Source organism: Pseudomonas libanensis (assembly GCF_001439685.1).
Classification (GTDB): Bacteria; Pseudomonadota; Gammaproteobacteria; order Pseudomonadales; family Pseudomonadaceae; genus Aquipseudomonas; species Aquipseudomonas libanensis.
Window position 1 is genome coordinate 238,459 of sequence record NZ_JYLH01000006.1, and the last position, 18,068, is coordinate 256,526.

Consider the following 18,068-nt stretch of genomic DNA (forward strand, 5'->3'; position numbering starts at 1 on the left):
ATAAAGGACGAGACCACATGAACGTGCGCTTTTCTGTTCGAGCTTGATATCCCCCAAAAAAACTACACATCCACTGCGGCGGCTTCTTACACACTTTAAGCGTGTTACCGGCTCATTACCGCAATGTGGTATTGCGCAGGTAACGGGCCGGTGAGGTGCCCAGGGTTTTACGAAACATCGTGATGAACGAGCTGACAGACTCATAGCCGAGGGCTTCAGCGGTTCTCTGCACCGATTGCCCTTCGGCCAGGCTTTGCAGGGCGACGATGATCTGCCACTGCTTGCGCCATTGCCCGAAGGTCAGGCCGGTTTCGGCTTTTACCAGGCGGGCCAGGGAGCGTTCGCTCATGGCGACGTGACGCGCCCAGCTCGCCATGGTGGCGCGGTTGGCGGGATCTTGCGCCAGTGCCCGGGCAATGGTGCGCAGCGGGTTTGAGGCGGGTAAAGGCAGGTAGAGCTGTTCGGTGGGGGCCAGTTCAAGTTCTTCAAGCAGTACGTGGGCCAACCGCGCACTCCGTGAGTCGGCCGGGTAATCCTGGGCCTGGCCGCTCAGGTGCAGGATCAGTTCCAGGATCAATGGCGACAGCGCCAAGGTACAGCAGCGATCCGGCAGCGACGCGACGCCGGGCTCCACGAACAGAAAACACACCTGCCCGTTGGCCGTCACGCGGTTGCTGTGGGCGACGCCCCCCGGAATCCACACGCCGAACCCTGACGGCACCATCCACACGCCATCTTCCACCGTACACACAATGCCACCGCAATACGCCACCACCAGTTGCCCCTTGCGGTGCTTGTGTACGGCGGACTCGCTGTCGTTGCGCTGGGTTTCCAGCATCAGCGCTACGGCGGGCTGGGAAAGGGTGTCGTACTCAAACTGATCGACGTGGATTTCGGCCATGCACGGTCATCCAAGGTTGTCCGAATTTGGTTATATTTTGGCAGTGTACTCAATATCGGCAGTGGCAGTCATTCCCTAGCATTACCTGCAAGCCCCGCCTTCAGTAGGCGGGCGAATGCCAGACCTTCCGAACCCGGTGCTTGCCATGCTCAGCGAAATCTCGATTGCCAACCTCTACTTTCCGCCCTTGCTGGTTTACCTGGGTGCATCCGTCCTGGCCTACCAGTTGATCGAGCGCCTGACCCGCCGCTGGCTCGACCGGGCGTGGCACCCGGCGCTGGCGCGTTTTTTCGTCTCGCTCATTGTCGTGTCGACGATGGTCGTCAATTACTGAGTGAGGCCGCGCATGTCTATCGTCAAACTCCTTAAAACTGCCGCCACCCTGGGGCTGGGCGTGTTGGCCCTGTTGTTTTGCCTGCAACTCTGGCGGGCCTACGTGCTGGCGCCCTGGACGCGGGACGGGCGGGTGAGTGCCCAGGTGATCCGCATTGCCCCCGAGGTGTCCGGCCAAATCGATCAGCTGTGGGCCAGTGACAACCAATGGGTGGCAAAGGGCGACCCGCTCTATCGCATCGATGCGCGTGCTTATCGATTGACCCAGCAGCAGCGCACCGCAGAGTTCGCAGAAGCGCGCAGTGTGTTCGAGCAGCGCAGCGCGCAATTCAAGCGGCGAGCGCAGCTGGGCGGCGCCATTGCCCGTGAAGAGATCGACAATGCCGCGCGTGACTTGGCCGTGGCCCAGGCGCGCCTGGACGCGGCACGCAGCCAGTTGGCCCAGGCCCAGCTCGACCTGGACCGCACCACCATTCGTGCACCGGTGGATGGCTATGTCACGCAACTGCGCCTGCAGCCCGGTGACTATGCGCAGGCGGGCACCACCAACCTGTTTGTAGTCGACGGTCATAGTTTCTGGATCACGGGCTATTTTGAAGAGACCAAGCTGCCGGGCGTACGCATCGGCGCAGCGGTGTCGATCAAGCTGATGGGCTTTGACCCGCTGCTGCAAGGTCACGTGGCAAGCCTGGGCAGAGGCATTGCCGACACCAATGAGTTGCGCAACGACAGCGGCTTGCCCCAGGTGAGCCCGACCTTCAGCTGGATTCGGTTGGCGCAGCGTGTGCCCGTGCGCATCGAGTTGGACAAGGTGCCGGACGGGGTAGAGTTGGCGGCGGGCATGACCGCCAGTGTCGAAGTGACGCAGCCGGGTGCCGCACCGCGTTGGCGACTCACCCAATGGCTGCAGGCGTTCATGTGATGACTGACCTGGCGACACGCTTTTTCGCGGCGATCCCTCGGCCCTGGACATCCGCCACGCTTGCCTACGTGCTGCGCAGTCTATTGGCGGCCGGCCTGGCACTGTGGCTTGGCTTGCAACTGCATCTGGATTCGCCGTTCTCGGGTGCTTCCACCGTGTTGCTGCTGGTGCAGCCTATCCAGGGGGCGGTGCGAGGCAAGGGTGTGTACCGGATGCTGGGCACGCTGGTCGGTATGGTCGCGGCCTTTGTGCTGATGGGGTTGTTCGCGCAACAGATGCTGTTGTTCATACTGGGCGTCGGCATATGGCTGGGCCTGTGCGTCGGTGCAATGACGGTCCTGCGTCATTACCAGGCCACCGCGGCAGTGGTGGCGGGCTATACGGTGTGCTTGGCGCTGGGCCCTGCCATCGTCGCCCCGGAACAGGGCTTCGACCACATCATCACCCGTGGCACGGCGGTAGCGCTCGGCGTGCTCAGCTTGAGCCTGGTAGCGACGCTGTTCAGCGCCAAGACCATGGAGCATAAAGTTCGAAGCTCGCTCGTCGACGCCTGCGCGCGCAGTGCCCGGTTGCTCGCGGCAAGCCTTGTGGGCGAAGAGCCTGCGCAGCTGGCGACGCAACGGCACCAGCTCGCGATCGATATCGGTAAGGTGGACGACCAGCTGGGGCTCGGCCGTGGCGAATCGTCGCTGATCCGCTCGCGGCAGCTGGCGATTCAGGCCGGTCTGGCGCATCTGCAATCGGCGGTGCTCGACGCGCACCCGGAGGACCCATACCACGGAATCGACCCGGCGTTGCGCGCCCGGATAAGCACAGGGTTGCAGCAACTGAGTGAACGCCTGGCGGATGCTCGCTGCGGCTTTCGCGCCGCAGCCGATACGCTGGAGCCGTTGCGTCGCTGGGCGGATGATCTTGCCGACTCAAGCCCACACTCGCGGTTGCGCAGCGAACGCTTGGACGACCCACTGACAGATCTGCGCGAGGCCCTGCTGAATTTCTCCAGCCTCGACCAGGCTCGGCGCGGGCCGATACGCGCCGTAGGGTACCACCGCAATTACGCGGATGCGGCGCGAAACGGCATCCGGGCACTGCTCGCCACACTGAGTGCGGGTGCGATCTGGTATTTCAGCGGTTGGGATCAGGGCCCCACCTTACTCGCGGTGCTGGGGCCGTGCTGCACACTGGTGGCGACGGCTGCCGCGCCGGCCCAAGGCATCAACGGCTTTATCCGCGGCACGCTCTACGCGATTGTGGCGGCGGCGCTGTGCAAATTCCTGCTGATGCCCCAGATCAACGGGTTTCCTCTATTACTCCTGGTAATGGCTGCGTTCTGGTCATTCGGCATCCATGCGACGAGCCAGCCTCGCCACGCGCTGCAAGGGGTTGCCTACCTGATCGGGTTCAACACCCTGGTGAGCACCGGCATGACCGCCACCTACGATTTCGTCGGTTTCGCCAACCAGGCGCTGGCCTGGATCGTGGCGATGCTTGTATGCCTCTTGGCGTTCCAGATCCTGCCCAAAGACCCAGCCAGGCAGGTACGCGCATTGAAACGTGCGCTCCACCAGCACACACGCCTGCTGCTACGCCAGGCCAGTACAATCGATCATGCTCAATGGCAAGCGAAGCAACAACACCGGTTAGTTACGTTGAAGAGTTTGCTTGGTGCTGATCACCCGCACATTGACCCGGCGGGCTACTTGTCGCTGCAACTGAGCAAGCAATTGAATCGGCTACTGCGCAAAGCCAGCGGTATTGATCCGGCATCTCCCGTCGCCCGATGTGTGCAAAGCGGTGCGCGGCGGGTTGCACGATATGCCCATCATCCCGCAATCGGCGCCGCACAGGCGCGGCGCACATCCCGGTCGTTGAGCAGGCTCGGCGCGCCTCATCTGGCGAGCGGTTATCAGGACTTGGCGTGGTTGCTGGAGCAGTACGCGAACATCGTGCATTAGCGCTAACATGAGTCAGCGTTCATGCTCAGCGCTTACTGCCAACTCGACGGACCCTGCCTATGAGAGATCTGCCGCCCACTGCGACCTTGCGCGCCTTTGAAGCCGCCACTCGGCACCCGACCTTTACGGCGGCCGCCCAGGAGTTGCATGTCACCCAGAGCGCAGTCAGCCACCAGCTCAAGCATCTGGAGGCGCTGTGGGGCTTGGCGTTGTTCGAGCGTGGCCAGTCGTTACGCCTGACCCCGGCGGGGGCTACGCTGGCGCCCATCGTGCGCGAATTCTTCACGAGCCTGGAGGCCACCCTGGCCGACCTGCGCGAGCAAAAGGGCAGGGTGCGACTCAAGGTCAGCACCACTTATTCCTTTGCCTTGAAATGGCTGCTGCCACGCTTGCCGAACCTCGCGCGCCAGCACCCCGAGCTGTTGGTCGCGCTGGACACCACGGACAACGTCATTCACTTTTCTGACGCCCAGGCCGATGTCGCGGTCCGGCTGGGCAAGGGGAATTACCCGGGCCTGTATTCGGAGTTTTTATTCGGCGAGCAGGTGTTTCCCGTGGCCAGCCCCGAACTGTTGCGGCGTCTCGGCACCCCGGACAGCCCCGCCCATTTGTTGGATTTCCCGCTGCTGGCCCGGGATGGCGCCGAGCTGGCGCCGAAATGGGAGGTCTGGTTTCAAGCCGTGGGGCTGGCCTTTTCGCCGCTCAGGGAAAGCGTCAGGTTTGGCGACACCAACATGACCGTCGAGGCGGCCTTGCTCGGTCATGGTATCGCCTTGGTGCGCAGCGGGCATGTGGAGCAGGAAATCAGCGATGGCCGCCTGGTGCGCCTGTTCGATGTGCCGTTCCCGTCACCGCTTGCCTACTATTTTGTGTGCCCCAAGGGCATCGAGTCGCAACCCCATGTGGTCAGCTTTCGTCAATGGTTGCTCGCAGAGTCGCTGAAACTGCAACGGGCGGTATGAGTATCTGTTCATGCTGTGATGAGGAGACTTCGCTGTAAGCCGGGGCCTTGGCTTGCCTAAGATGGCGCATGCCGACTCATATCATCTTCCTGGTGCTGTTCGCCGCACTGCTGCATGCCAGCTGGAACGCGCTATTGCGCGGTGGTGCCGACCGGCTATGGTCGATGACGGTCATGTGCATGGCCATTGCCGTCACCTGTGTCATCGCCGCAGCGTTCATGGCACCGCCGGCGATTGAGAGCTGGGGCTATGGGGTGCTTTCGGCGTTGCTGCATGTTGGCTACAACCTGTTCCTGGTGCGCAGCTACCGGGTGGGCGACCTGGGGCAGATCTATCCGATTTCCCGTGGCTCATCGCCGGCACTGATCACCCTGGGAGCTGCGGTCTTCGCCGGGGAGCGCATCGCCCCCAGCGAGTTGCTGGGGGTTGCGCTGGTGTCAGGCGCGATTATTTCCCTGGCCTTCAGTGGGCGCCGGCTTTCGGTTCCCAGCCTGCCTTATGCGCTGGGAACGGGTTGTTTCATCGCCGCCTACAGCGTCGTCGATGGCATTGGCGCCAGGCTCTCCGGCGCGCCGCTGGCCTACACCGTATGGATGTGCGCGTTGTGGGGCGTGCTGATGCCAGCGGTGTACATCGGCCTGCGCGATGCCCGCAGTTTATTAAGCCTGCGCCCCGGAACCCTGGCCGCGGTGGTCGGCGGGCTGGTGTCTTTGCTCGCCTATGCGATCGTGATCTACGCCATGAACGAAGCGCCGTTGGGCGCGGTGTCGGCATTGCGCGAGACCAGCGTGTTGTTCGCGATGTTGATCGGCTACTTTTTTCTTGGCGAAACCCTTACCGCACGCAGGATCCTGGCGTGTGTGGTGATCGCCGGCGGCACCTTCATCATCGGCTGACATAGCCATTTTCTAAGGAGGTATTTTCAATGGTTGACGTATCGCAGGCACCGCTGATCCTGATCACCGGTGGCAGTCGCGGAGTGGGTGCCGCGACCGCCCGGCTGGCTGCCGCAAAAGGCTATGACGTGGCGATCAGCTACGTTGCCAACGAGTCCGCGGCGCTGGCGGTGGTTGCGGATATCGAGGCCATGGGCCGCAAGGCCCTGGCCGTACGGGCCGATAGCGCCGACCTCGATCAGGTCGCCGATTTATTCACGGCCATCGACCGCAGGTTCGGGCGCCTCGACGTCCTGGTCAATAATGCCGGCGTGCTGGCGACTCAGTCGCGCCTTGAGGGCCTGAGCCTGGAGCGCATGCAGCGCATTTTCGCGGTCAACGCCATCGGCCCGATGCTCTGCGCCCAGCAGGCGGTGAAGCGCATGGCGTACCGGCACAACGGTGCGGGCGGCGTGGTGGTCAATATCTCCTCGGCCTCGGCGCGCCTCGGCAGCCCGAATGAATACCTCGACTACGCGGCGTCAAAGGGCGCCCTGGAAACCTTCACCATCGGGTTTGCCAAGGAAGTGGCCCGGGAAGGCATCCGCGTCAACTGTGTTCGCCCCGGGCACATCTACACCGACATGCATGCCAGCGGCGGCGAGCCGGGGCGGGTTGATCGGGTCAAGGACTCGATCCCCATGGGGCGTGGCGGCCAGCCGGAGGAGGTGGCGCGGGCAATTTTGTGGTTGGCCAGTGCCGAGGCGTCATTCGTGACGGGTACGTTCCTGGATGTGACGGGAGGCAAATGAGTCAGTCATGCCGGCGTCGGTGAGCGCCGGCCAGGCCTGACGGCAGTCTAGACCAACGCTGCTTGGATTTGATCATCAAAGCCGGCGAGAAAATCCTGCATGCTGATTTCTCCGAGATCTACCGCTTTAGCGCCGCCGGCTGCAATAAAGGTGATATCGGTGATGCCCAGGACATTCAGGATCAGCTTCAAATACTGGCTCGCAATGTCACGCTCCCTGATCGGCGAATCCCCGCTGTACACACCGCCCGAGGCGATCAGCACCGTGGCCTTTTTACCGGTCACCAGCCCCTTGCCGTCAAAGCCCAACGTCAGGCCTTTGCGTACCACGTGATCCACCCACGCCTTGAGCGCGGCAGGCACATTGTAGTTGTAGACCGGTGTCGAGATAACCAGGTGATCGGTTTCCAGTAACTCGGCCACCAACTGATCAGAAAGCTGCAACACGGTTTTCATCTCTGGCGAGTGTTGGCTCTCTGGCTTGAAGTAAGCCTGGAGCCAGGGAGCCTCCACGAACCTGAGCGGCGTGTCAGTCAGATCGCGTATTTTGATCGTGCCTGCCGGATGTGCAGCTTCCCATGCGTCGATAAACCGGCGAGTGAGTTGCCGGGAAATCGAGGCAGCGCCGCGTGGGCTGGTTTCAATGCTCAGTAGCCGGGACATGAACGTAACTCCTGGGACGATGGTGTGTTTTGCGTTGTCGCTGTCGGCGATGTGCGACACACTCTATCCAATGCGATCTCTAAGCAGGAGTGATGTAAATATGATTGAGTCCATCTGTCCAAGTGATAGGTCATGATCGGGAACCTCAGCCTGGATCAGTTGCGGATTCTGGTCACCATCGCAGATACCGGGAGTTTTTCAGCCACCGGACGCCAGCTGCGCCGCGCTCAATCTGCCATTAGTCAGTCAGTTGCCACGCTCGAGTCCGTTCAAGGTGTGCAACTGTTTGATCGCAGCGGCCATCGTCCGATGCTCACTGAGGTGGGCAGGGTGCTGGTGGTTCAGGCTCGCGCCGTGCTGGCCAGCGCTGCCCAGTTCGAAGCAATGGCTGCCAGTACGGCAGCAGGGCTTGAGCCGGAGCTGGCGCTCGCCATAGACCCGCTGGTCCCCAGCGCACCGCTTATTGAAAGCCTGCGCGCTATCCGTGAGGCTTTCCCGCACCTGGCCGTGAGTTTTTCCACGGAGGGCCTGGGTGGGGCAGAGCGCCGACTGCGTAACGGCGCGGCGGCATTGGCGCTGTGCACACTGATTCCCACCGTGCCCGATGATATCCACGCCTTGGCGCTGCTCAGCGTCGCCCTCAGGCCTGTCATCGCCAGCGGGCACCCCTTGGCGATGCTGGGCCGTCCGGCTACCCGTGCGGACCTCGCGCCCTATGTACAACTGGTACTCTCCGATCCGGTTTCCCCCGACGGCCCCAACTATGGGGTGGTGGGCAGTCAACCGTGGCGGTTTGTCGACCTGGCACGGCGCCTGGATTTTTTGCTCGCCGGGTTTGGTTGGTGTCGCATGCCCGAGCATCTGATTGCCGATCATCTGGCATCAGGGCGCCTCCTGCCCCTTGAACTGAGCGCCGAACTTCAGCGTACCCCCGACACACTGACGATCTATGCGGCGCACATGCAAAATCGTTCTCTGGGCATAGCAGGCCGATGGCTTCTGAATGATCTGGCCCGGCGTCTGTGCGGGTAGGTCTTGACGCAACAGCACGGATTCAACCTATGCGCTCACAGTAGCTGCAGCCACGCCAGACTGCTTGTATGCTTGCGCCGCGGAACATGTGGCCGCGGTAAGCGCCGGCGTTTGAATGACGACTGGAGTGGGAAACCGGACTTCCTTAAGGGGCTGACGTGAAGCGTGATATTCGCCTGGTGATGCTGTTGCTGTTGGTGATTGGCTGTTCCCTGACCTCCCTGACCATCTGGAAAGTCCTGTCTTCCCGTGAGCGCGCGCTGGCGGAGGTGGACGTGCACGGCCTTAACCTGACCCAGGCACTCACCACCTACACCGAAGGTATCGTGCGGCAAAGCTCGCTGCTGTTGCTCGGGCTGGTCGAACGCCTGGAAACCGAAGGCAGTGGCCCGGCGCAGATCCAGCGCATCAGTGCCTTGATCGGGCGTCAGCAGCCGTTGATGCCGCAACTCAGTGGCATCACCGTCTACGACCATCACGGCCACTGGTTGATGTCGTCCAACCGGCCGATCCCAGCGGGTGCCCACAGCAGCGATCGCGCTTATTTCATTCATCATCGCGATGATCCGAGCCGTGAGCCTTTTATCGGCCCGCCGATCCAGAGTCGTACCAACCATGAGTGGGTGGTGACCATCAGCCGCCGCTTCAATGATGCATCGGGCAACTTCGCCGGGGTGGTTGCGGTCACCCTGGGGGTGGAAAACTTCCTGCGCGTATTCGGCAAACTCGATGTAGGCCAGGAGGGGGCGATCGGTTTGTCCTACGCCGATGGCACGCTGTTGGTGCGCTATCCTTTCCGCGAACAGGACATGGGCCGCAACTTTTCCAAGTCGCCTATCTATGCCAAGTACCTTGTCGACCAATCGGTCGGCACCGCCGCCTACACTTCCAGCCTGGACGGTGTGGAGCGGCTCTACGCGTTCCGCAAAAGCGAGACCCTGCCGCTGATCACCACTGTCGCATTGGGCAAGCATGAAGCCCTCGCTGCGTGGCGTATCGAGGCGGCGTTGTCCGCAGTCGTGGTGGCAGGGCTGCTGGGGCTGACAGGGTTGATCGGCTGGTTCCTGATCCTCGATATCCGCCGACGTACAGCGGCGGAAGATGCGCTGCGCGTCGCCCAGCAACAGTTGCTCGACTCCAATCGGCAATTGGCGCTATTGGCCAGGAAGGATGCGCTGACCGGCCTGGCAAACCGCCGCTGCTTCGACGAAACCCTGGCCCTGGAAGCGCGTCGAGCGCAGCGTGAAGGCACCTCGCTGGCGTTGCTGATGATCGACATCGACTATTTCAAGCGCTACAACGACGCTTGCGGTCACGTCGCGGGAGATGCGTGTTTACAGGCAGTCAGTACACTGTTGGAGGGCTGTGTGCAGCGACCATCAGACTTGGTGGCGCGCTATGGCGGAGAAGAAATAGCGATCATCATGCCGGCGACCGACAGCGAAGGCGCGACGGTGGTCGCAGAAAGGATCCTTGCGCGACTGCAGCAGGCAAACATCCCCCATCCCGGCAGCCCTTTCGGGCGCGTGAGCGTGAGTATCGGCATTGCGACGGGTACAGGCTCACGGCTGGAGCCAGTATTAGGTTTGATCGAGGCGGCCGATGCGGCGCTTTACGGTGCGAAGGCTGCCGGACGCAATGGGTTTTCCCGGCAGCCCACGGACATTGCTTCGGGCGGCTGAAAACGGCCTGTACTTATGTGCTTGCCGGGTCGCAGTTCACATCCCAAGTGTCGGCATCGTGAGTTCGCCGCACTCCATGAGCTGGCCAGCTGTGACTTGTAGCTCGGTTGTGGGTTTCGCCGCATAGCCAACGATGAAGCCGGCGCTGAGCAGTGAAAGGCAGAAGGCGGCTTTAATCAGGATCAAGGTGGTTCTCACATCAGCTCAAAAGGGTGAACCACAGATTGTGTATTCAAGAAAAGGTTCCTGGGGCGCCATCAGCGCTCCAGCACATCACCTTTTCCAAGTGACCCGTATGTTCGTCCCGCTGTTCGTTGAGTACGATGAACCCGTGCTTCTTGTAAAAGTGCAGGCTGGGTAAATTTTGCGAATACACGCTCAGTTGTAGAACTGATCGGGACCCCATTGCGTCTGCAAGCAACTGCGTACCCACGCCGCTGCCCTGATGCGCGGGCGCTACAAACAGCGCCGCCAGGGTGTCTTCATACACGCAGCTGAACCCGAGGACTTTGCCGTCGGCCTCAAACACGCGTGTCACGGCGCTGGGCAGGTAGACGTCACGCATGGCGTCCAGTTGCTCATGCCAGAACGCCGGGGCGATGAAATGATGGGCCAGGATTGACGCTTGCAGCCAAATATCCAGCACAGGTTCCAGGTCAGTGTGTTGAAAGTCGCGAATCATGATGCCTCAACAGTTGAGTGAACAGGCCGAACCCCAGTGTGGCGGCCGACAGTACTGCGCTTGAACGCCCCTGCGGCAGCGATTTTGAGCAACCGCTGGAAGTTCGGGCATTGCGCGTGGTTGGGGGCAGGGCAAGCGGCGGCGTGACGTAAGCCTCGACTCATGGCCTTCAGTTGTTTGACCGTGGCATCCATCTCGTCGGCCTTGGCCAGCAGCACACTTCTATCCACCTCGGCCTGGCCATTGGGCGACAGCATGACCTGTATCTCATCCAACGACAGTCCACCGGCCTGGCCGAGCGCGATTACCGCCAACTGTTCAACCACTGCCGCGGCAAACTGGCGGCGAGCGCCCGGTTGGCTGGTCGAGGTGATCAAGCCTTTCTTGTCATAAAAACGCAACGTGTGGGCAGGCACGCCGGTGCGTTTGACCACCTCGGTGATATCCATTGGCAGACCCTTGACTTGAAGTTGACTTCAACTTCTATGATGCCTGCGCAGGTTCAATGGGTCCATGGATATGAGGTGGGTATGGCGGTGTTGGAAGTGATTGCACAGGTGGTGTTGTTGGGCACAGGGGCCACTCTGGTGATGGATATGTGGATGCTGCTGATGAAGGCCCTTGGCGTGCCAACGCTGAATTTCGCGTTCGTGGGGCGTTGGGTTGGTCATGCGTGCCAAGGCCGTTTCACTCATTCGAGCATCGGGCAGGCGTTACCGGTTCGAGGGGAAGTGACCCTGGGCTGGATCGCGCATTACGTCACGGGTGTGGTTTTTGCGCTGCTGCTGGTGTGGGTTGAAGGAGCTGACTGGTTGCAGGCGCCCACCTTTGTGCCGGCCCTCGTGTTGGGTGTGGTCACCGTGGCTGTCCCGCTGTTGGTGATACAGCCCGCCATGGGCGCAGGGTTTGCTTCATCCAAGACGCCTACGCCCCGCAAGAACTGCCTACGCAGCCTGATCAATCATGGGGTGTTTGGTGTGGGCCTCTACTTGGCTGCGTGGGTGATCGCCTGGGCGTGATCAGTCACAAATGGATCTGTAGATCAGCGAATGAATTTGACGTACACCCGCTCAGGGTCACCTTCGTCAAGGTTCTCGATCTGCCCGCTGGGGACAAACCCGGCCTTGGTCATGAGTGCCTGGGATGCGGTGTTGGAGGCATTGGTCGAGGCGAAGAGCTTGGGCGTCTTGCAGGCCGCTTCGGCTGCCGCCAGCAGACGCAGGGCCACCCCCTGACGCTGGTGCGCGGGTGACACAACCACCAGCGCGACGAAGCCGTGATCGAAAAAGTCATGGTTGAGCACCAGGTAGCCGGCGCATACGCCAGCGTCGACGGCGACCAGGCACTGCTGGCGAACCACGGCGTCGTAGATAAACACGCGACGGCTGGCGTGGGCGGTGGCGTAGGCATCCAGTTCGACCAAGGCATGCACATCATCGGGCATGGCCTGACGGATCAGCACCTGTGGAGGGGCGGGGGTAAAGCGGGATTGAGTCATGAAGGGCCCGCTTCGATTTGCGCTTTTATCCAGCCTGCTTGCTGATCAGTCACAGTCATGGTGTTCCGTACAGTGGCAGTGGAGAGGGGCCAGATCGAACCAATCATACAGGGTTGCCCACTCTCAATCGGCGCACACCAGCGAGGGCCTGCGGTTTTTGCCCAGGCGCTCGTGGCGTGTGTGTTCATGCCCGGTGATGGGCGTCGGCGCTGTGTCGGCGGTAATCGCCTGGTCATGCAGCGCGGCTTCCAGCGCTTGAAGATGACGCGAGAGGATCTTCACCGACCCACTCGGGTTGGCCGGGTCGAACGGGATCCTGCCATTGGCAATCAATACCATGGCCAGTTCCCAGGCGCGTTGTGAGTCGTTCATCAGGCCACCTCCTTGGCAATTTGCACGTTTCTGGAGCGCTCATTTTCATGCAATGAAGACGGTGCCGGAAAATGCTCGTTGAGCACGCCGAGGTGATCAATCGCTTCACGGAACAGCGCCTCAGCCTTGCCGCGCAGGTGCAGGTATTGATCAAACAGCTCGCTGTCCAGGTCGGGCCTTTCCAGCAATTGGAATGCGCTGCGGCTGAGGGCATTGGCCTGGTCGAACAGCTTCTGGTTTTGCTCCATCGCCAATTGACGGCAGGCCATCATCTGGGGGTACGTGTCGTTGTATTGCATGACGAAGCTCCTGGTTAAGCGGGACTGATAGAGCTGTGACCCGCTCAGGCAGGCTCGGTATCAACTGGGTTGCCGTTGAAATTTCGATCATTTCAACGATTCAGTTCCGCCCAAACCATCTTCTTTTTAGATGGTGGCGGGGTGGTCCCGCGAAAGAATGAACCCACGCGGCCCCACGCACACCTAAGACGTTATGAACCGGACCCGGGGACAGGGTATGAAGCCGCCAGACCATCGTGACCTGCATAGCCGCAATTACCCGGTCAGCGAGGACATGACTTTGCAACGCAAGGTCTGGCGCTTCGAGCGATGGGGTTGGTATGCAATGGTGCTGCTGATGGGCTTGACCTTGGCCGGCCTGTTTTCCAAGGGCCCATTGAGCAGTGCCGAGGTACGCAGCGCCGATGGGCAGCTGCGTGTCGAGTACCAGCGCTTCCTGCGCAATGGTTCTTCCGATGCACTGGTGATTCATGTGCGAGGCCGGGCGCGTGAGCCCCTTGAAGTGGAGCTCAGTGGCGCGCTGTTGCAGGGCTTCAATGTGCAAATGCTGCAACCCCAGCCACTCAAGGCCAGTACGGCAGGCGATGGCATGAAGGTGTGGGTGCTCAGCGACAACGACGGTCATGCGAGGCTTCACGTGACCCTCAACAGCGACGGTGTTGGCAGCTTTCAAACCAAGGTGGCGCTGGCATCGGGCGCTTCAGTGGGCCTTTCCCAATTCATTTATCCCTAGGGGCGACCATGGACTCTGTGTTGCGGGCTGCGGCGATTTACCTGGTACTGCTGGTGCTGTTCAAGGTTGCCGGCAGGCGCACACTGGCTGAACTCACCACCTTTGACCTGGTGCTGTTGATGGTCATCGGCGAGGCCACCCAGCAGGCGCTGCTCGGCGACGATTTCTCGCTGACCAATGCCGTGATGGTGATCGTCACCTTGATTGTCATCGACATTGGCCTCTCACTGGTCAAGCAGCGCTCAACCTGGTTTGCACGGGTACTGGATGGTGGGCCGACGGTGCTGGTCGAGGATGGCCAGGTACTGCACAAACGCCTCAAGCATGCGCGCCTGGATGAAGGCGACATCCTTGAGGCGGCCCGGTCCACCCAAGGGCTTGTCGAGATCCGGCAGATACGCTTCGCGATTCTGGAGCGCAACGGCAAGATCTCGGTTATCCCCTACGAATAACGCCCGGGTTGGCGCTTACTTCCCTTCGCCCGATGGATTCGCATCCATTCCTGATACGCCGCCGTGCGTTGCGCATCCGCGAGCTTCTTGGCTTCGGTGAAGCGCAGCCAGGTGTTCGCATCGCCGCTGTAGGACTCGATGATTTGGTACGCCAAGGTATCGAGCCGATCGGCTTCGAAAAACATCCGGGTGTTCCGTGCTATTTCGTCTTCCCATGCCTCTGAAGGCGTGTAGTCGAGCGTCTGGCTGTTCATTGTGTCAAATCCTCCGCCCACTGGAGTTGCGCCGCACCGCACCAGCGCACATCAGTGATGCCATATTTTTCCGCCATCGGTTTGGAAACGCGCTTGAGGTTGTTTTGCCCGAACCTCGGTATGACCGCCACACCGGCATCGCAACTTGCCCAATGCCAGGCGTCGGCGTTATTCATCTGCGGCGCACGCAAGATGAACGACTTGGGCTTGCCGTGAAGTTGATACTCGATGGTAAACAGTTCGTTGGTTTTCATGAGGCCTCCCTAAACTCATGTGCTACAGATATTTGACGCCAGAAAAAATTCAGAAAGATTGTCGGATACCTCGATAGCTGGCACTGCGGTGGTCAAGCGGTCAGTGCCGGTGGGGAGTCTGGGTCGGATCGTCGATCTGGATAATCGTGCCTTGGCGCCACGCGTCCGCCCCTGGAGCAATGGCGCGTGTGGCGATATCCGCGCGTGCGGCCTTCTTCTGGTTGCTGTCCACACCCAGGCGCTTATCCCGCTCGGCGACCATCTTCGGGTCGGCCTGGCCGTCGGCGGTAAACCCCATCATCAGTTGTGGCACGCCCAACGGCAGCTGCTTGTGAAGGTCCGTATGCCAGGTGTGCCAGGTCTTGCCATAGGTATGCACGAGTTTCTCCATCAGGGCATGTTCAGCCACTTGTGGAATGCCCGGTGCAACCAACTGGCCTGATTTGACCTCATGCACGTGGCTATGCCACAGCGCCTTCTCCTGCGCGGGCAGGGTGTTGAACAGCTGCTCGCTGATGATGTATTCCACACCCATCAGCTTGGCATCCTTGCGGTTGCCGTCGTAGATCACACACTGGATCACTTCTTCATTGAGGATCGCGCAGTAGTGGTGGGCTTCCATCTGCACATCGGGGTGGCCGTTGTAGAAATGGAAGCCGTCCAGGTAGGCATTCAACGCATCCACCGGCGGGCGCGATTGCAGCACCGCAGCGCCAGCATCCAGGGTGCGGGTGCTGGGCGACTTTGCGTCACCGGGCGCAACCACATTCGATGGTGAGTTGTTGCTGGCGCAGGCGGTCAGCAAGGCAATGGACAGTGTCAGGCTGAGTTTTTTCATCGTGGATTCCCTCCATGGGCAGTGAGTCTGTACCGAGGGTTAGAAGGCTTGGCCGAGCAGGTGTTCAACCGGATTGGCGGGCGGCTGTCGATAGGCGCCGCATCGCCGGGGAGGCAGCCTAAGTGCTAAAAGTTTTGGAACGCTGGTCAACGCGACGGGTCATTTTTCATAAGCGCTCAAGCGCGGCGGTCGATGCAGCGAACAGCGTCGCCCATGAACCGTCCGATATCGATTTCGACAAGGGAGAACCCGGCGGATGCAGCCCCAGCCAAACGATGACCATTCCAACGACGATGCACAGGGCGTGGCACAACTGCTTGAACGGCTGTTGCGCGCGCGCGGCCCCGGAGGCCAGGAAGACGAGGTGCGTGCCATTTGCCTGGAAAGCCTCGGGCCGCTGTGTGACGAAACCTGGGTCGATCCCGCTGGCAATGTGATTGGCCTGGTCAAGGCGACGCAGGGCAGCCACGAGCCCGGGCGTGCGGTGAAAATCATGGCGCACATGGATGAAATCGCCATGGTGGTCAAGCATGTCGAAGCGGATGGCACCTTGCGCGTGACGGCGTTGGGCGGCGCGAACCCGGTGAACTTCGGCATGTGCCCGGTGGATATTCTGGGCGATCACCAGTTTATCCCGGGTGTGCTGTCCTTTGGCTCGATGCACATGACTGCCAACGCGCCCCAGGGCGCCGATGTGTTGTCCGGGGATGTGCACTGGAACGATGTGCATGTCATCACGCGTTGCTCAAGTCAGACCTTGCGTGACTATGGGGTGCGTCCAGGCAGCCGCGTGACCCTGAGCCAACACTGGCGCGAGCCGTTTCGGGTGGGGGATGCCATTGCCGCGCATTTCCTGGACGACCGTGCGCCCATCGCCGCGGTACTCTTTGCTGCGCAGTGCCTGAAGCGACGACGACAAGCGCTTTCCTGCGATGTGTACTTCGTCTTCACCACCCTTGAAGAAGAGTGCAATGCCGGCGCGATGTACGCTGCGGCAACGCTGCCGGGCGATACCACTATCGCGGTGGAAGTCGGCCCGGTGATGCATGAGTACGGTACGCGTCTGGGGGTAGATCCGATTATCAATACCGGTGACCTGAAAAGTTATTACACCCGGTCGGTGGTGAGCGGCCTGGCGGCTGCAGCGCAACGCTGTGGTTATGCGCCGCAATATGCCCTGCTGGTGGATTTTGCCTCGGATGCCAGTGCGGTCATGAGTAACGGCACCTCGGCCCGCGCTGGCTGTGTGGCGATTCCCACGGAAAACACCCATGGCTATGAGGTGATTGTCGACGGTGCGATCGAAGCGTGCGCACAGACTTTGGCCGACTACCTGGCCACGTACTGAACCAGCATCAGGCTCGCACATGACGTGCAGGAGGATAAAACCGTGTCTATCGCCGTTTCCACTATTGACTACCTGAAACAATACGATATGACCCTTACCACGGCCGAGTCCTGTACAGCGGGGAAAATCATCACCCTGCTGTCGGAAGTCGAGGGCGGTGGGGCGTGTATCGAGAGTGGGTACGTGGTGTATTCCCCTGAAGCCAAGCAGCGTTTGTTGGGTGTGCGTGCGTATACGATTGAGACCTTCAACCTCACCAGTTGCGAGGTCGCCCGCGAGATGGCCGCGGGCGCGATGCGCGACAGTCCGGCGGACGTGGCAGTGGCCACCACTGGCCTGCTCGGCCCTGACGACATGGATGGCATTCCGGCCGGGACCATTTGCTTCGCCTGGGCCTATCGGATGGGGCAGGGGGTGAATATTTTCAGCCGCAAGGAACGCTTCCTGGGTTCCCGTGAGCAGGTGCAGCTTTACGCAGCGGAGCATGCCTTGAAGTGGCTGTCACATTTTCACCAGCGCGCCCTGGCCGGCGAGCAAGGCTAGCGAAGCCTTATTTGACTGGCTGCGAGGCCCATTCGCCGCCGGCTTTTTCACAGTCGATCCTGGCTTGGACCAAGTCATTGGCGGCATAGTAGTAGGTCACTACGCTGGCATTTTTGGGCAGCAATGCGCCTTCGTGATCCGGCGCCTTGGACGTCGAATGGGGGTTGGCCAGGGCCTCTTGGGTCGGCGTGGCCTTGCAGCTGGCGACATGGTTGCTGGCACAGGCCGCGACCTTGTTTTTCGTAGTGGGCATCATCTCCTTGTTCTCGTTGCTGCAAGACCAGTCGATGGCTTCAGGCGGCATGCCCTCGTAGCGGTAGCAGGTATGTTGCTCGACCATCGGCACTTGGTCGCTTTGCCCGCGTGTAACCACATCGCAGGCGTCGGCCAGGGCTGTGGAAGATGTGAAAATCAACAGCAGGGTGATCGGCAGTCGTACGTTCATGAACCTAATCTCCGCGCTTGCTTGAAGGGGCGAGTAAATGCCCCGCCGCATACGGATTGGAAGGGGCCATGTGAGCTAAAGTTTGAACAATTTGCACAGGCTTCGACGAGTGGCCGACCATTCGTCCAAGCCTGCGCCGATTTGTTGAACGCCTGCACCTTCATTTCGGACAGATACATCAAGGGCCGACGAACGTTGCGCTCGTCCGGCGCCC

General features: G+C 60.9%; 24 protein-coding genes. 13 read left to right on the forward strand and 11 right to left on the reverse strand.

Annotation, left to right across the window (positions count from 1 at the left end; all coding sequences use genetic code 11):
* Window positions 1-115: 115 nt before the first annotated feature.
* On the reverse strand, window positions 116-901 hold the full coding sequence (locus tag TU73_RS12020; RefSeq protein WP_057012370.1) for an AraC family transcriptional regulator: 786 nt from the start codon (window positions 899-901) through the stop codon (window positions 116-118).
* A gap of 115 nt (window positions 902-1,016) precedes the next feature.
* On the opposite strand from TU73_RS12020, the gene TU73_RS12025 reads away from it, so the two are divergent.
* The 6 genes from TU73_RS12025 to TU73_RS12050 all read left to right on the forward strand — a co-directional run bounded on the left by TU73_RS12025 (window position 1,017) and on the right by TU73_RS12050 (window position 6,760).
* Complete coding sequence (locus tag TU73_RS12025; RefSeq protein ID WP_414860412.1) at window positions 1,017-1,235, forward strand: DUF1656 domain-containing protein; 219 nt, start codon at window positions 1,017-1,019, stop codon at window positions 1,233-1,235.
* A gap of 12 nt (window positions 1,236-1,247) precedes the next feature.
* Complete coding sequence (locus TU73_RS12030; protein ID WP_057012371.1) at window positions 1,248-2,156, forward strand: efflux RND transporter periplasmic adaptor subunit; 909 nt, start codon at window positions 1,248-1,250, stop codon at window positions 2,154-2,156.
* Window positions 2,156-4,111, forward strand: a complete 1,956-nt coding sequence (locus TU73_RS12035) for an FUSC family protein (RefSeq protein WP_057012372.1) — start codon at window positions 2,156-2,158, stop codon at window positions 4,109-4,111. The genes TU73_RS12030 and TU73_RS12035 overlap by 1 nt, the downstream gene beginning before the upstream one ends.
* A gap of 59 nt (window positions 4,112-4,170) precedes the next feature.
* Window positions 4,171-5,073, forward strand: coding sequence for a transcriptional regulator GcvA (gene gcvA / locus TU73_RS12040; RefSeq protein WP_057012373.1), 903 nt, complete (start codon window positions 4,171-4,173; stop codon window positions 5,071-5,073).
* A gap of 68 nt (window positions 5,074-5,141) precedes the next feature.
* Window positions 5,142-5,969 (forward strand): DMT family transporter, encoded by an 828-nt coding sequence (locus tag TU73_RS12045; RefSeq protein WP_057012374.1) that lies wholly within the window; start codon window positions 5,142-5,144, stop codon window positions 5,967-5,969.
* 29 nt (window positions 5,970-5,998) lie between these two features.
* Window positions 5,999-6,760, forward strand: a complete 762-nt coding sequence (locus TU73_RS12050; RefSeq protein ID WP_057012375.1) for an SDR family oxidoreductase — start codon at window positions 5,999-6,001, stop codon at window positions 6,758-6,760.
* A gap of 47 nt (window positions 6,761-6,807) precedes the next feature.
* On the opposite strand, the gene TU73_RS12055 is transcribed toward TU73_RS12050, so the two are convergent.
* Window positions 6,808-7,422 (reverse strand): FMN-dependent NADH-azoreductase, encoded by a 615-nt coding sequence (locus TU73_RS12055; protein ID WP_057012376.1) that lies wholly within the window; start codon window positions 7,420-7,422, stop codon window positions 6,808-6,810.
* Window positions 7,423-7,554: 132 nt separating this feature from the next.
* On the opposite strand from TU73_RS12055, the gene TU73_RS12060 reads away from it, so the two are divergent.
* On the forward strand, window positions 7,555-8,454 hold the full coding sequence (locus TU73_RS12060; RefSeq protein WP_057012377.1) for a LysR family transcriptional regulator: 900 nt from the start codon (window positions 7,555-7,557) through the stop codon (window positions 8,452-8,454).
* 158 nt (window positions 8,455-8,612) lie between these two features.
* Window positions 8,613-10,136: a sensor domain-containing diguanylate cyclase gene (locus tag TU73_RS12065; RefSeq protein WP_057012378.1), complete on the forward strand. Its 1,524-nt coding sequence runs from the start codon at window positions 8,613-8,615 to the stop codon at window positions 10,134-10,136.
* Window positions 10,137-10,368: 232 nt separating this feature from the next.
* Here the strand turns inward: TU73_RS12065 and TU73_RS12070 are convergent, their stop codons facing one another.
* Together TU73_RS12070 and TU73_RS12075 are read right to left on the reverse strand one after the other, a co-directional pair.
* Window positions 10,369-10,818 (reverse strand): N-acetyltransferase, encoded by a 450-nt coding sequence (locus tag TU73_RS12070; protein ID WP_057012379.1) that lies wholly within the window; start codon window positions 10,816-10,818, stop codon window positions 10,369-10,371.
* Window positions 10,815-11,267, reverse strand: a complete 453-nt coding sequence (locus TU73_RS12075) for a helix-turn-helix domain-containing protein (protein ID WP_057012380.1) — start codon at window positions 11,265-11,267, stop codon at window positions 10,815-10,817. The genes TU73_RS12070 and TU73_RS12075 overlap by 4 nt, the downstream gene beginning before the upstream one ends.
* Before the next feature lie 81 nt (window positions 11,268-11,348).
* Between TU73_RS12075 and TU73_RS12080 the strand changes: the two genes are divergently transcribed.
* Window positions 11,349-11,837, forward strand: coding sequence for a DUF2938 domain-containing protein (locus TU73_RS12080; RefSeq protein WP_057012381.1), 489 nt, complete (start codon window positions 11,349-11,351; stop codon window positions 11,835-11,837).
* Between the two features lie 23 nt (window positions 11,838-11,860).
* Here the strand turns inward: TU73_RS12080 and TU73_RS12085 are convergent, their stop codons facing one another.
* From TU73_RS12085 to TU73_RS12095, 3 genes are all read right to left on the reverse strand, one after another.
* A complete protein-coding gene (locus TU73_RS12085; protein ID WP_057012382.1) occupies window positions 11,861-12,316 on the reverse strand; it encodes a GNAT family N-acetyltransferase in 456 nt (151 codons plus the stop codon).
* A 123-nt stretch (window positions 12,317-12,439) separates the two neighbouring features.
* Complete coding sequence (locus TU73_RS12090; RefSeq protein ID WP_057012383.1) at window positions 12,440-12,688, reverse strand: hypothetical protein; 249 nt, start codon at window positions 12,686-12,688, stop codon at window positions 12,440-12,442.
* On the reverse strand, window positions 12,688-12,987 hold the full coding sequence (locus tag TU73_RS12095; RefSeq protein ID WP_057012384.1) for a hypothetical protein: 300 nt from the start codon (window positions 12,985-12,987) through the stop codon (window positions 12,688-12,690). Before TU73_RS12095 ends, TU73_RS12090 begins: the two co-directional genes overlap by 1 nt.
* Before the next feature lie 217 nt (window positions 12,988-13,204).
* Between TU73_RS12095 and TU73_RS12100 the strand changes: the two genes are divergently transcribed.
* Both TU73_RS12100 and TU73_RS12105 read left to right on the forward strand, forming a co-directional pair.
* The gene (locus tag TU73_RS12100; protein ID WP_057012385.1) at window positions 13,205-13,720 is read left to right on the forward strand and encodes a hypothetical protein; all 516 of its coding nucleotides are present in this window, start codon (window positions 13,205-13,207) and stop codon (window positions 13,718-13,720) included.
* A gap of 8 nt (window positions 13,721-13,728) precedes the next feature.
* Window positions 13,729-14,172 (forward strand): DUF421 domain-containing protein, encoded by a 444-nt coding sequence (locus TU73_RS12105; RefSeq protein ID WP_057012386.1) that lies wholly within the window; start codon window positions 13,729-13,731, stop codon window positions 14,170-14,172.
* Here TU73_RS12105 and TU73_RS12110 read toward each other — a convergent pair.
* From TU73_RS12110 to TU73_RS12120, 3 genes are all read right to left on the reverse strand, one after another.
* Entirely contained in the window at window positions 14,163-14,426 is a 264-nt protein-coding gene (locus tag TU73_RS12110; RefSeq protein ID WP_057012387.1) for a hypothetical protein, read from the reverse strand. The genes TU73_RS12105 and TU73_RS12110 overlap by 10 nt on opposite strands.
* On the reverse strand, window positions 14,423-14,680 hold the full coding sequence (locus tag TU73_RS12115; protein ID WP_046072110.1) for a DUF6555 family protein: 258 nt from the start codon (window positions 14,678-14,680) through the stop codon (window positions 14,423-14,425). The genes TU73_RS12110 and TU73_RS12115 overlap by 4 nt, the downstream gene beginning before the upstream one ends.
* A 100-nt stretch (window positions 14,681-14,780) precedes the next feature.
* Window positions 14,781-15,518, reverse strand: a complete 738-nt coding sequence (locus tag TU73_RS12120) for an OBAP family protein (RefSeq protein WP_057012388.1) — start codon at window positions 15,516-15,518, stop codon at window positions 14,781-14,783.
* A gap of 256 nt (window positions 15,519-15,774) precedes the next feature.
* On the opposite strand from TU73_RS12120, the gene TU73_RS12125 reads away from it, so the two are divergent.
* Window positions 15,775-16,866 carry a zinc-binding metallopeptidase family protein gene (locus TU73_RS12125; RefSeq protein WP_057012389.1) on the forward strand — a complete coding sequence of 364 codons (1,092 nt, stop codon included), beginning with the start codon at window positions 15,775-15,777 and terminating at the stop codon, window positions 16,864-16,866.
* A 42-nt stretch (window positions 16,867-16,908) separates the two neighbouring features.
* Window positions 16,909-17,409 (forward strand): CinA family protein, encoded by a 501-nt coding sequence (locus TU73_RS12130; RefSeq protein ID WP_057012390.1) that lies wholly within the window; start codon window positions 16,909-16,911, stop codon window positions 17,407-17,409.
* A 7-nt stretch (window positions 17,410-17,416) separates the two neighbouring features.
* On the opposite strand, the gene TU73_RS12135 is transcribed toward TU73_RS12130, so the two are convergent.
* Window positions 17,417-17,854 carry a hypothetical protein gene (locus TU73_RS12135; protein WP_057012391.1) on the reverse strand — a complete coding sequence of 146 codons (438 nt, stop codon included), beginning with the start codon at window positions 17,852-17,854 and terminating at the stop codon, window positions 17,417-17,419.
* Between the last annotated feature and the right edge of the window lie 214 nt (window positions 17,855-18,068).

Bases quoted from the DNA above. Each gene is read 5' to 3' on its own strand.
- TU73_RS12105 (WP_057012386.1), top strand. From the start codon at position 13,729: ATGGACTCTGTGTTGCGGGCTGCGGCGATTTACCTGGTACTGCTGGTG.
- TU73_RS12095 (WP_057012384.1), bottom strand. From the start codon at position 12,987: ATGCAATACAACGACACGTACCCCCAGATGATGGCCTGCCGTCAATTG.
- TU73_RS12030 (WP_057012371.1), top strand. From the start codon at position 1,248: ATGTCTATCGTCAAACTCCTTAAAACTGCCGCCACCCTGGGGCTGGGC.
- TU73_RS12085 (WP_057012382.1), bottom strand. From the start codon at position 12,316: ATGACTCAATCCCGCTTTACCCCCGCCCCTCCACAGGTGCTGATCCGT.
- TU73_RS12050 (WP_057012375.1), top strand. From the start codon at position 5,999: ATGGTTGACGTATCGCAGGCACCGCTGATCCTGATCACCGGTGGCAGT.
- TU73_RS12035 (WP_057012372.1), top strand. From the start codon at position 2,156: ATGACTGACCTGGCGACACGCTTTTTCGCGGCGATCCCTCGGCCCTGG.
- TU73_RS12070 (WP_057012379.1), bottom strand. From the start codon at position 10,818: ATGATTCGCGACTTTCAACACACTGACCTGGAACCTGTGCTGGATATT.
- TU73_RS12125 (WP_057012389.1), top strand. From the start codon at position 15,775: ATGCAGCCCCAGCCAAACGATGACCATTCCAACGACGATGCACAGGGC.
- TU73_RS12045 (WP_057012374.1), top strand. From the start codon at position 5,142: ATGCCGACTCATATCATCTTCCTGGTGCTGTTCGCCGCACTGCTGCAT.
- TU73_RS12025 (WP_414860412.1), top strand. From the start codon at position 1,017: ATGCCAGACCTTCCGAACCCGGTGCTTGCCATGCTCAGCGAAATCTCG.
- TU73_RS12135 (WP_057012391.1), bottom strand. From the start codon at position 17,854: ATGAACGTACGACTGCCGATCACCCTGCTGTTGATTTTCACATCTTCC.
- TU73_RS12055 (WP_057012376.1), bottom strand. From the start codon at position 7,422: ATGTCCCGGCTACTGAGCATTGAAACCAGCCCACGCGGCGCTGCCTCG.
- TU73_RS12090 (WP_057012383.1), bottom strand. From the start codon at position 12,688: ATGAACGACTCACAACGCGCCTGGGAACTGGCCATGGTATTGATTGCC.
- TU73_RS12100 (WP_057012385.1), top strand. From the start codon at position 13,205: ATGAAGCCGCCAGACCATCGTGACCTGCATAGCCGCAATTACCCGGTC.
- TU73_RS12110 (WP_057012387.1), bottom strand. From the start codon at position 14,426: ATGAACAGCCAGACGCTCGACTACACGCCTTCAGAGGCATGGGAAGAC.
- TU73_RS12080 (WP_057012381.1), top strand. From the start codon at position 11,349: ATGGCGGTGTTGGAAGTGATTGCACAGGTGGTGTTGTTGGGCACAGGG.
- TU73_RS12020 (WP_057012370.1), bottom strand. From the start codon at position 901: ATGGCCGAAATCCACGTCGATCAGTTTGAGTACGACACCCTTTCCCAG.
- TU73_RS12060 (WP_057012377.1), top strand. From the start codon at position 7,555: ATGATCGGGAACCTCAGCCTGGATCAGTTGCGGATTCTGGTCACCATC.
- TU73_RS12120 (WP_057012388.1), bottom strand. From the start codon at position 15,518: ATGAAAAAACTCAGCCTGACACTGTCCATTGCCTTGCTGACCGCCTGC.
- TU73_RS12115 (WP_046072110.1), bottom strand. From the start codon at position 14,680: ATGAAAACCAACGAACTGTTTACCATCGAGTATCAACTTCACGGCAAG.
- gcvA (WP_057012373.1), top strand. From the start codon at position 4,171: ATGAGAGATCTGCCGCCCACTGCGACCTTGCGCGCCTTTGAAGCCGCC.
- TU73_RS12075 (WP_057012380.1), bottom strand. From the start codon at position 11,267: ATGGATATCACCGAGGTGGTCAAACGCACCGGCGTGCCTGCCCACACG.